General features: G+C 38.9%; 7 protein-coding genes and 1 pseudogene. 5 read left to right on the top strand and 3 right to left on the bottom strand.

Features of this window, described 5'->3' with window-relative positions:
* Both ggt and BCG07_RS00745 read right to left on the bottom strand, forming a co-directional pair.
* On the bottom strand, positions 1 to 1,612 hold a 1,612-nt coding region (ggt, locus tag BCG07_RS00750), incomplete at its 3' end, for a gamma-glutamyltransferase (protein WP_286888075.1).
* A gap of 139 nt (positions 1,613 to 1,751) precedes the next feature.
* Positions 1,752 to 2,297, bottom strand: a complete 546-nt coding sequence (locus BCG07_RS00745; protein WP_203984254.1) for a GNAT family N-acetyltransferase — start codon at positions 2,295 to 2,297, stop codon at positions 1,752 to 1,754.
* Between the two features lie 50 nt (positions 2,298 to 2,347).
* Here BCG07_RS00745 and BCG07_RS00740 point away from each other — a divergent pair, with 50 nt between their 5' ends.
* Positions 2,348 to 2,716: a hypothetical protein gene (locus tag BCG07_RS00740; RefSeq protein ID WP_286888072.1), complete on the top strand. Its 369-nt coding sequence runs from the start codon at positions 2,348 to 2,350 to the stop codon at positions 2,714 to 2,716.
* A gap of 71 nt (positions 2,717 to 2,787) precedes the next feature.
* Here BCG07_RS00740 and fabB read toward each other — a convergent pair whose 3' ends face one another.
* Complete coding sequence (fabB, locus tag BCG07_RS00735) at positions 2,788 to 3,999, bottom strand: beta-ketoacyl-ACP synthase I (RefSeq protein WP_008126923.1); 1,212 nt, start codon at positions 3,997 to 3,999, stop codon at positions 2,788 to 2,790.
* Positions 4,000 to 4,177: 178 nt separating this feature from the next.
* On the opposite strand from fabB, the gene mnmC reads away from it, so the two are divergent.
* The 4 genes and pseudogenes from mnmC to BCG07_RS00715 all read left to right on the top strand — a co-directional run.
* Positions 4,178 to 6,187, top strand: a complete 2,010-nt coding sequence (gene mnmC, locus BCG07_RS00730; protein WP_243533027.1) for a bifunctional tRNA (5-methylaminomethyl-2-thiouridine)(34)-methyltransferase MnmC2/FAD-dependent 5-carboxymethylaminomethyl-2-thiouridine(34) oxidoreductase MnmC1 — start codon at positions 4,178 to 4,180, stop codon at positions 6,185 to 6,187.
* A 59-nt stretch (positions 6,188 to 6,246) separates the two neighbouring features.
* Positions 6,247 to 6,576 (top strand): hypothetical protein, encoded by a 330-nt coding sequence (locus BCG07_RS00725; protein ID WP_006793328.1) that lies wholly within the window; start codon positions 6,247 to 6,249, stop codon positions 6,574 to 6,576.
* A 173-nt stretch (positions 6,577 to 6,749) separates the two neighbouring features.
* The gene (locus tag BCG07_RS00720; RefSeq protein ID WP_138740452.1) at positions 6,750 to 7,385 is read left to right on the top strand and encodes an SDR family oxidoreductase; all 636 of its coding nucleotides are present in this window, start codon (positions 6,750 to 6,752) and stop codon (positions 7,383 to 7,385) included.
* A gap of 469 nt (positions 7,386 to 7,854) precedes the next feature.
* Positions 7,855 to 8,378, top strand: a pseudogene (locus tag BCG07_RS00715) (hypothetical protein); the annotation flags it as partial.

Genomic DNA, 8,378 nt, shown 5'->3' with positions numbered 1-8,378 from the left:
TATTAATAATCACATGCATGTCACCAAAGTGGCGCTCGTCAATTGTGTAACCCATTTTTTGAAGCTCTACTTTTACCGCATCATTTAACCCCTCGTGAACACGTATAACGTTTTTAGGCCACAGCTGATGATGAAAGCGAGGCACGTTAACCACCTGCTCTGCACTCATATTAAACTCTATTGCATTTAAAATTGACTGGTAAACCGAGCTAATAATCGTTGTACCACCCGGTGAGCCGGTTACCATTTTTACTGTGTTATCCTTTAATAAAATGGTCGGTGTCATGGAGCTAAGCATACGTTTATGTGGCTGTATTTCATTAGCTTTACCACCTAACGCACCAAACGCATTCATAACACCCGGTTTTGCGCTAAAGTCGTCCATTTCATCATTTAAAATAAACCCGGCGCCTTCAACTACAACCCCACTACCAAACCCTAAGTTTATAGTTGTGGTATTTGCTACGGCATTCCCCATTTTATCAACAATAGAAAAATGTGTGGTTTGTTCGCTTTCTTTCAGTCCGGGCTTTATTTTTTCGGTTGTTGAAATCGCTGTTAATGAGATATCAGCCATACGCTTTTTTAAATATAATTCATTGATTAATGCGTTTACTGGCACATCAAAAAAGTCAGGATCACCTAAGTACTCTGCTCGGTCTGCAAACACGCGTTTACCTATTTCAGAAAGCAAATGCACGTAAGACGACGAATTATGAGCCACTTCGTTATGTAGTTTTTGCAGTTCATACATTTTTAGCCATTGTAAAATTGCAATACCGCCTGAACTGGGTGGCGGCGAAGTAAGCACTTCATACCCGTTCCAACTTGCTTTTAATGGTGTGCGCGACTTAGCCGTATAGTTTTTTAAATCAGCTTTGGTAATAATACCGCCATGCTTACGCATAAATTTTTCGATAATATTGGCTGTTTCGCCTTCATAAAACCCAGCTTGCCCATCATCGCGAATTCGCTTTAATGTTTTTGCCAGCTCAGGTTGTGCAAATTTTTCATTGGCTTTTAAACCAGCAAAATATTTTTCGAAGTTAACATCTATTTGTTGCTCGTTTAAATAGCTTATGTAATTACTAACCCCTTGCGCCAGTTTTGGTGGCACAATAAAACCTTGCTCAGCTAAAGTAACTGCAGGTTGTACTAATTTTTTCCATTCTACCGTACCGTGTTTTTTATGAGCTAACCACATACCCGCAACACTGCCAGGTACACCACTTGCGTGTATGCCATAAATAGATCTATTAGGTATTACATTGCCTTGTTCGTCTAAGTACATGTCTCGGTGTGCATCGCTTGGAGCCGTTTCTCGGTAATCTATAAAATCACTTTTACCATCTTTTTGGATCAGCATAAATCCGCCGCCACCAATGTTACCCGCTTCAGGCAGGGTTACAGCCAATACAAACTGTGCTGCTATAGCTGCGTCTACGGCATTTCCGCCCAGCTCTAATATATTTTTAGCCGTATCAGCACTGTACGAGTCAGGCATAGCAACAGCACTTTGCGCAACTTGCTTGGCTGCTACATGAAATGCACTGAATTGAAACACAAGTACACTCGTTATCACTAGCTTGGTTGGCGAAAAAAATAAGCCCATATAACGTCCTTAAATTATTGTTTTAGTTGTTGGAAGTTTCACTTAAAAGTTAAGTTAAAAATAATAAGCAGTATAACCTTCCCATATTTATGCACAGCATTTATGGCTAGGTCAATCCTTGTGGGTGCAGATTTTAGTCTTACTTTAGGCGCTTAGAATATAAAACAGCAGGTAAGTCACCCTGCTCATCAGTATGCGTGTAAGATTTGACAAACGTTAGTCCAAGCTTTTTCATTACTTTTATAGAACTTATATTATCTGCTAACGCACTGGCACTAATATAATTAACATCGGGCTGTTTGGTGAGCTCTGCGCATAATGCTCTCGCAGCTTCAGTTGCATACCCCAGCCCCCAGCTTATTTGTTTAAAGCGCCAACCAATTTCAATATCACTAAAGTTTGGTTGTTCACTAAAAAAATCCATAGGTCTTAAAAGGACCCAACCAATAAATGTATTGGTGTCTTTAGTTGTCACAGACCAAAGCCCCCAACCCTTTTTAGCATTGCGGTATGCAAGCATACGCGGTATCCCCTCTTCTCTAATTTGTTTTTTAGTTGTAGGCACACCACGCGTTAAAAATTGCATTACTGCAGGGTCTTGATCAAGCTCATATAGTTGTTGCCAATCATGCTCGTTCATTAATTTAAACTTTAACCGCTCTGTTACGGGAACGTTCATTTTCATTACTCTATAATTATCTGGAATTAACTATTAATCTCTTGAGGAGATAGCATATGAACAAATTAGCAGGTTTAGCATTATTAGGCACTTTAATTACTTTAACCGGTTGTGAAGACGCTAAAGAAGTAAAAGAAGAAACAAAAGAAAAAAGCGCTCAAATGCAAGAAAAACTAGGTGATGCCTGGAATGAAGTAAAAGAAACAACACACGATCTTAAAAATGATGAGTCGTTAAACGAGTTACTTCAACAAAGCAAAGCCATGGGCTTAGATATTTACGACGATGGAAAGGAAATTGCTATCGATGCATGGATAAAAAGTAAAGAAGCCGCAGGTGAATTAACAGAAAAAACCAAGCAAAAAGCCCAAGAAATTGCTGACGAAATTGAGCAAGCTCGCGAAGAACACAGTAAGGGGGAATAACTCCCTTTATAATAAAAAGGTAAGCCATTGTGGCTTACCTTTTTTTAACCGACAAAAACAAATGTAGGTAATTAAGCTTTGTATTTGCTCATTACCAAAGTGGCGTTTGTACCACCAAAGCCAAAGCTGTTAGACATCACTGTATTTAGCTCTACATCTTTGCGTTCAGTAACAATATCTAAACCTTCAGCTTGCTCGTCTAATTCATCAACATTAATAGACGGTGCTACAAAACCATGCTCGAGCATTAACAAAGAGAAAATGGCTTCATGCACACCGGCAGCCCCTAGAGCATGACCCGTCATTGCTTTAGTCGCACTGATCATGGGTGAGTTACCACCAAATACGTCTTGAATTGCACCAAGCTCTTTAACATCACCCACAGGTGTTGATGTGCCATGCGTGTTAAGATAATCAATGCTATCTACATTTTGCATTGCTTGACGCATACAACGTGCAGCACCCTCGCCCGATGGAGCAACCATATCGTACCCATCAGATGTAGCACCATACCCTACTATTTCAGCGTAAATATGTGCGCCGCGTGCTAATGCATGCTCTAGCTCTTCTACAACTACAATGCCACCACCGCCAGAAATAACAAAACCATCACGGTTAGCATCATAAGTGCGCGATGCTTTTTCTGGTGTTTCGTTGTATTTAGTAGAGAGTGCACCCATTGCGTCAAATTCCATTGCAAGCGTCCAGTGAAGTTCTTCACCGCCACCAGCAAACACAACGTCTTGCTTGCCAAGTTGAATTTGTTCAACCGCATTACCAATACAATGCGCCGACGTAGCACATGCAGAACTAATTGAATAATTAACCCCTTTTATTTTAAAAGGAGTCGCTAAACATGCTGAAGTTGTACTGGCCATAGTGCGAGGCACCATGTAAGGGCCTACACGCTTTACGCCTTTTTCACGCAAAATATCGGCGGCTTCTACTTGCCATTTAGATGAACCACCACCAGAGCCAACTATAATACCCGTGCGCTCGTTTGACACTTGCTCTTCTGATAACCCTGAGTCTTCAATTGCTTGAGTCATCGAAATGTAAGAGTACGCAGCAGCATCACCCATAAAGCGCATTGCTTTGCGGTCAACATGGTCTTTAACGTTTATATCAATTTTACCTGATACGTTGCTGCGCAAGTTGTAGTCAGCAAACTCTTGGTTGAAAGCGATACCACTTTTACCTGTTTTTAATGACTCTAAAACTTCTTCTTTGTTGTTACCAATGCTTGATACAACACCGATACCGGTAATTACGGCTCTTCTCATGGGTGATTCCCTTAGCTTAATACTTAATTGCGTTTTATTTTACGCGAATTTAATCACTTAAGTGGTCAGCTTTCTAGCGTACACTTGTACTCTGAACTGCTAGCTTATAAATAACGCCAGACTATTACAAAGAAAACCCGTAAAATAATAAAAAATATATTTTGTAAATTTAAACATTATGATTAAAAACGCACATATACACTTTAACGATTTAGGTACACCGTTTGCTGATGACTTTGGTGATATTTATTTTTCGAATGACGACGGTCTTGCCGAATCGCATTATGTGTTTTATGAGCAAAATAATATAGAAACTCGATTACAAACTCATGACCAACCCCATTTTGTAATAGCAGAGACAGGGTTTGGTACTGGGTTAAATTTTTTAAATACATGGCAACACTTTAACGATCATATTGCACGTCAACAACCACAAAATCAATTAGATAAAGGTGTAAAACGCCTTCACTTTATTTCGTTTGAAAAATACCCATTAAAAGTTAACGATTTAAGCAAAGCACTTCAAGCGTGGCCTACATTACAAAAATTAAGTGAAAAACTCGTCAACAATTACCCTATTAATTTACAAGGGTGTCAGCGACTTGAATTTGACAACGGACGTATTGTCCTCGACTTACATTTTGGCGATGCACTCGCGTCTATTAATACAATGAGCTACCCACAAACAGGGATTGTAGATGCCTGGTATTTAGATGGGTTTGCCCCAAGCAAAAACCCTGAAATGTGGCAGCAAAGCTTATTTAATAGCATGGCTGACATTTCAAAAGCAAAGGCAACTCTAGCTACGTTTACAGCAGCAGGTTTTGTTCGTCGTGGTTTAATAGAAGCCGGGTTTGATACAATTAAAACCAAAGGCTTTGGCAAAAAAAGAGACATGCTAATTGGCCAAATACCTCATGCAAACACGGCTCAGTCAGCCCCCCCTTACTTTAATCAAGACGATAGTAAACTTAATAATGTTGCTATTATTGGCGGCGGTATAGCCAGTAGTTGTATTTTATACAGCCTTGCTAAACGCGGTATAAACGCTGAATTATTCTGCAAAGACCCGCAGCCTGCCATGGGTGCGTCACATAATGTGCAAGGCGCGGTGTATCCTCATTTACAAGCTAAAGATTCACCCCATAGTGAACTTTTTGCGCATAGTTTTTTATACGCAAAGCGCGTTTATCAGCAATTATTAAATGATGGATTTAGCTTTGATCACCAATGGTGTGGTGTTTTGCAACATGCTGTAAAAAAGCCCCTTGCAGATAAACACAAAAACCTTGCTCAAAAGCAACTTTGGCCAAAGCAACTTATGCAAAACGTAACCGCAGAGCAAGGCGATGAAATAGCCGGCGTTAAAACTGGGTACCCCGGTGTTTATTTTGAACAAGGTGGCTGGGTTAATCCACCACAACTTGTTAATGCAATGCTAGGCGCAGCCAATAAGCTAATACCCCACAACAGCCACTTTAATTGCAATATAGTAAACATAGAAAAAACAGCAAACGGCTGGGTTTTAACAAGCAATAATCAACAGTTTGGCCCATTTAGCGATGTTATTATTTGCGCTGGTGAGCACAGCGACACATTTGAGCAAACAAAATCACTTCCTATTGTAGGCGTGCGCGGGCAAGTATCGCATGTTCAAGCAAGTCCTGAATCTCGAAAGCTTAAAACGGTACTTTGCCATAAAGGCTACTTTACACCAGCTTATTTAGACCATCATTGCATGGGCGCTACATTTGATAAAAACAGTAAAAGCCGCCATGTTTCAGATGAGGATAACCAAACTAACCGTGCTCAACTCATAAACTTTTACGATCATAGCGACTTTGCTACAACGTTAGGAAAAGTAAGCTCTGCAAAAGCAGCAGTAAGATGCACATTCATCGACCACTTGCCAATGGCTGGGCAATGGTGTGAACAAAGCGATTATACAAATGCATTTGCAAACCTGAGGTTGGGTAAGCGTTATCAATATTTGCCTCTCAATCACCCTCAACAAGGGCTACATATTTTTACGGGCTTTGGAGCTCGTGCCTTGTGCAGCGCACCACTGTGTGCTGAACATTTTATTAGCTGCTTAGCAAACGAGCCGCGCCCACTCAGCGAGCGAGTAAGCCAAGCTATACACCCCGCTCGCTTTATTGTAAGAGATTTAATTCGTAATAAAATATAAATGACAAAGCCCACTATTTGGGTAAACTGTTCTCAATAAAAGGAACTTAAAGAGTCACAATGAAAAAATTAATTATACTATCGCTGTTATTGTTTACCTCGTTTAAAACACTTGCCATAAATGTTATTGATATTGCAGTGCCAGATGAGTTTGTAACAACTATGGAAGTAACAGATGAATACCCACTTGTTAAAACTGGGTATTTAACGCAGTCTATTTCCTCCATTACAGACTTTTATCAGCAACAATTAGGTGACCCATTGAAGATAACCGGCAGTGAAAACTACCGCACCCTTTATTACAATTACCAAAATCGTAAAGTACGTATTAGCTTATACCACCGTAACTATGTGACCGAAGTGAGTATAATGATTGAAAAAATATTATAAAAAAAACACAAATATAACTACTCATTTTCATACTCAGTTAAGGTACTCTTTTTATATTAAATGTTTTTTAAAATTAATACGTTAATGTCTCTTTTTGCCCTTTAAAAACAATTTTTAAGCCCAAGGTCTACTTGTAAGCAAATACATTTACTAACAAGTGAAAGGAGTTAATTATGAGTAAGACCTTAATTATTGGCGCTAGTGGTCAAATTGGTAAAATGACAACGGAGTTATTACTTAAGAACGAACAAAATGTTACCGCCCTTGTTCGTGATAAAACTAAGCTAAGTGATTTAGAAAGCCCGTTTTTAAATATTGTAGAGCAAGATTTAGAAGGTGATTTTAGTGAAGCTATTAAAGGTTGTGATCAAGTAATTTTTGCGGCTGGTTCTGGTGGAAGCACCGGCGACGACAAAACACTATTAATTGATCTATGGGCTGCAGCAAAAGCGGCTAATTACGCAAAAAACAATAACGTTAAGCACTTTATTATGGTCAGCTCAATAGGTGCAGATAACCCTGACGCAATAGAAAGTGATTTAAAACCATACTTAGTTGCTAAGCATATGGCCGATGAACACCTTGCCAGTAGTGGTTTAAATTACACCATTGTTCGCCCGGGTACGCTCACTAATGAAAGCGCATCAATGAAAGTGACAACACAGCGCCCTGATGACCAAGATAAGGCTGAAATTAGTCGTGAAAATGTAGCCAATGCACTGCTGCATATCGCAACCAATTCGTTTGAAAAGAACCGTATTTTTGAACTTTTTGACGGTGATACTGCCATTAAATCTGCGGTTAAATAGCCAAAGTGCTCCATTAACAAAAGCGTTAATGGGGCAACACTTTCAACTATTAGCAAGTTAACTAAACAGCTGACACTCAAAACAAGCTGCTAATATTTAATTCAAAAAGAACAAATCATTTAGATACGCCACAACAGCCATAAGGCGACCCCAAACAATTTACCCTCTAACCACGTCAACAACTGCAAACCAAAGCATTGCCTATAAGAGTTAACAAATTAGCAATAGAATCCCTTGACGATAAGCCCCTAGTGAGCAGCGTTCTGTGACCTAAACGTAACCTACTATCCCTCTTTCTTTCAAATTTTCCTCTCGTAAAGTCATTTACTGTATTAAGTTTAAGCACATTAAATTATTAATAAAAAATCATTAGTGAGGAATATAGAAAACAGAGTCTTAATCTGTTAAGTTTATGTTATGTATATAGATAAAAAAGCTCCTTAAGGGAAATGAAAACAAAGGAATTAAAGTGAGCGCTACATTTAAAATTATTTTTAATGGCCAACTACAGCAACATGCCGATATTTCATTGGTACAAAAACAACTTAGCCAATTTTTAAATATTCCCCATACTATTGCTATAAAGTTGTTTGATGGTAAATCCTACGCATTAAAAAAAAATCTAACGAGTATAGAAGCCGTTAAAGCAGAATCGTCACTAAAAAAAATGGGCTTAATAACACGAGTTGAACTGCATCAATCTACCGCTCTTACAGCAAAGCAGTACCCTATAGCGTTAAAAAAATTAACAAAACATGATGATGCAGAAGAACATAAAACGTCTAATTCAAAACGTACACTACTGCAGAAAAAAACTAATTCTATACAGACTATAATTACGCGATACAAAAACGACAAAGTAAAGCTGCAGCGCTCTTCACTAAAAAGCCTACTCTATCTTTGCTATATAGCTCTGTTAGTTATGACAATTACGGGCCTTACTATTAGCTATAATTTGCTTTCAAATACAATGAGTGAATCGCAAAGTAACAC

The sequence above is a fragment of the Pseudoalteromonas sp. ESRF-bin5 genome, assembly GCF_002632075.1.
Taxonomy (GTDB): domain Bacteria; phylum Pseudomonadota; class Gammaproteobacteria; order Enterobacterales; family Alteromonadaceae; genus Pseudoalteromonas; species Pseudoalteromonas marina.
The sequence above is the reverse complement of the archived record's forward strand: the minus strand, read 5'-3'. Positions and strand labels throughout refer to the sequence as shown.

Excerpts from the sequence above, each read along its gene's own strand:
- mnmC (WP_243533027.1), top strand. The coding sequence starts at position 4,178 with ATGATTAAAAACGCACATATACACTTTAACGATTTAGGTACACCGTTT.
- fabB (WP_008126923.1), bottom strand. The coding sequence starts at position 3,999 with ATGAGAAGAGCCGTAATTACCGGTATCGGTGTTGTATCAAGCATTGGT.
- BCG07_RS00745 (WP_203984254.1), bottom strand. The coding sequence starts at position 2,297 with ATGAAAATGAACGTTCCCGTAACAGAGCGGTTAAAGTTTAAATTAATG.
- BCG07_RS00740 (WP_286888072.1), top strand. The coding sequence starts at position 2,348 with ATGAACAAATTAGCAGGTTTAGCATTATTAGGCACTTTAATTACTTTA.
- BCG07_RS00720 (WP_138740452.1), top strand. The coding sequence starts at position 6,750 with ATGAGTAAGACCTTAATTATTGGCGCTAGTGGTCAAATTGGTAAAATG.
- BCG07_RS00725 (WP_006793328.1), top strand. The coding sequence starts at position 6,247 with ATGAAAAAATTAATTATACTATCGCTGTTATTGTTTACCTCGTTTAAA.